The organism is Caldisericota bacterium (assembly GCA_034717215.1).
Lineage (GTDB): Bacteria > Caldisericota > Caldisericia > Caldisericales > Caldisericaceae > UBA646.
In genome coordinates this window covers 1-2,638 of the sequence record JAYELD010000028.1, presented here as the reverse complement: position 1 = coordinate 2,638, position 2,638 = coordinate 1, and the positions used below count along the sequence as shown (strand labels likewise).

General features: G+C 36.4%; 2 protein-coding genes. Both read right to left on the bottom strand.

Translation table 11 applies throughout. From position 1 onward, the window contains the following. On the bottom strand, positions 1-1,565 hold a 1,565-nt coding region (locus U9Q18_01405; protein MEA3313012.1), incomplete at its 3' end, for an ATPase, T2SS/T4P/T4SS family. Next, on the bottom strand, positions 1,562-2,638 hold a 1,077-nt coding region (locus tag U9Q18_01400; protein ID MEA3313011.1), incomplete at its 5' end, for a hypothetical protein. The genes U9Q18_01405 and U9Q18_01400, both read right to left, overlap by 4 nt.

Genomic DNA, 2,638 nt, shown 5'->3' with positions numbered 1-2,638 from the left:
ATGATGAGATTTTGAATGTCAGGAGAAATAGTAAGAAACTCCTGGGCAGCCATCCTCCCTCTGTATCCAGTATGATTACACTTGTCGCACCCTTCCCCTTTATAAAATGATATGCCTTCAATTTTGCTCATGTCCAAACCAACATGTTCTAAAACAGATTTTGGGGGATCATATGGTACCTTACAACTCTTGCAAATCCTTCTCACAAGTCTCTGAGCAGTAGCGCCGATAACCGACGAAGCAACAAGAAACGGTTCTATACCCATATCAATAAGACGCGTTGGAATTGACGCTGCATCATTGGTATGAATCGTAGAAAATACAAGATGCCCTGTCAGAGCTGCTTCTATAGCAATACGCGCCGTTTTTTTGTCACGAATCTCACCTATTAGTATAATATCCGGGTCCTGTCTCAATATATAAGGAAGTGTATTTGCAAATGTAACGCCGGCTTTAAAGTTCACCTGTACCTGATTAATACCTTTTAACCTGTATTCTACAGGATCCTCTACTGTAACAATATTTCTTGCAGTTGTATTCAATCTGGTTAAAGCTGAGTAAAGCGTAGTAGTTTTACCCGACCCCGTCGGGCCTGAAATGAGCACCATGCCATAAGGTTGCGCAATAGCATCTTCAAATTTTCTGAAATTTTCTGAAGAAAAACCTAACTTTTCAAGTGGCAAAAGAGCAGAAGTGGCATCCAGTATTCTTAAAACAATCTTTTCTCCATGCACGGTGGGTAAGGCAGAAACTCTGAAATCAATCCTTCTTCCTTCAAACTTTAAAGAAATTCTTCCATCCTGCGGTAATCTTCTCTCCGCAATATCCATATTGGCCAGTATTTTCACACGAGATGTAACACCAGGCTGGATTTTTTTGGAAAGACTTTGATGTTCATATAGAACGCCGTCTATTCTATAACGTGTACGCACAATTGTTTCCAATGGTTCAATATGGATATCTGAGGCACCCTGGAGAATTGCTCCTGTTATAAGGTTGTTTACAATTTTCACTATGGGCGCTTCTTCTCCCATTTCCCGCAACTTGCTAATATCAAATTCATCACCCTCTCTAAGGATTGTAGTAGATGAAAAAGCTTCTTCTTCCGCCCTTTTAAGCGCATCTTCCATTTCATAATATTTTTCGATAGATTGTTCTATGTTAGCACGCGTAGCTACATAGAAAATAATATTTTCACCTAAGGTAAGCCTTACATAATCCATCGCTTCGATATTAGTCGGGTCAGAAATTGCTACATGAAACTTACCTTTCTCTTTCTTTAACAAAAAAATGCCGTAGTACCTTGCTCTATTAGGGTCTAAAACACGTAACACTTCTTTATCAACAGGGTAATTTAAAACATCCACATACTCCATTCCCCATTGTATGCCTAAAGTCTGCGCTGCTTGCTCTTCTGTAATGCATCCTATATCGACGAATGTTTTTAATAACGGCTCATGTGTTACTTTCTGTATCTTTAGAGCCTGATTTAATTCTTCTTCAGTAATAAATTTTTTATCTAAAAGAATCCTTCCAACTCTTTTGTTTTTCTTCGATGAAATCATTCTTTGTCTCCTCCTTCCATTTGTATCACACTTCCATCATCTGGTGCAGAAGAAAGAGCTTCCTGAGCCAATTTGAAATCCGGAGCAATTTTCAATGCCTCTTTCAGTAAATTTTTGCATCCATCAATGCTCCCGTCAAATTTTTTGCGAAGTGCGCTCCTATATAATAAATGTGCTTTAACACTGCCAGTCGCATCTTTTGAAGATATACTTTTTTCATATTGCTTCGCCGCAAAATCAAAAAGACCTATCTTTTCAAAACTCATACCTAAAAATAGACACATAAGTGGAATGCAATGCCCCGACCTTACAACAAATTGAAAAGCTGCGATTGCTTCTTCGTACCTTTCGACAATAAAGCACAGGAAACCCAAAACATAATGCACATTATAATTTAAAGAATCTTTCGCTCTTTTTTCTTCATATTTTTCTATTACTTTTTTAAGCGATTGGGAAAAAAGATGAGAAGGTTTAAACTTATCGAAAAAATCTACTATATTATCTGCTTCTTCATTTTCAAGATGCACAACGAACATATTAAGTGCAACTTCTTTGCTGTCTGGCTCTCTTTTAAGAATTAATTCATACATCTCAACTGCTTTATCAGAGCGATCAGCTATTTCAAAAAATTGTGCAATTTTTATTAGTTCTTCTACAGTAAGCTTTTCACCCAGCTTTTTTGCTTCATCACATACAAAATCGACATTATCAACAGGACTTAAATCAATAAATTCTAAAAATATCTTAACTAATTCTTTTATATTGCCTTTTCGTTCAAGAAGGTAAATTTTCTTCAACAAAAACAGCTTATTAGACGGATCTAATTTTAGCAACAACTCTATTATCTGCTCTTTCTTAGAAAGGTCTACTGTGTCGTCAATACAACCATATAGTGCTTTAGCAACAATATTTTTTTCGACAGCATTGGGAATGTCAACAATATAATTAGCTATCTCTAAGTAATCATCAGGAGAAAGTTTGTTAATTCTATGCGCAGAGATAAGCCATCTTATACCTTCAGTTTCTTCGTTTGTGTTACACAAGATTTTACCTAATGTGTAGAAATATTGGAA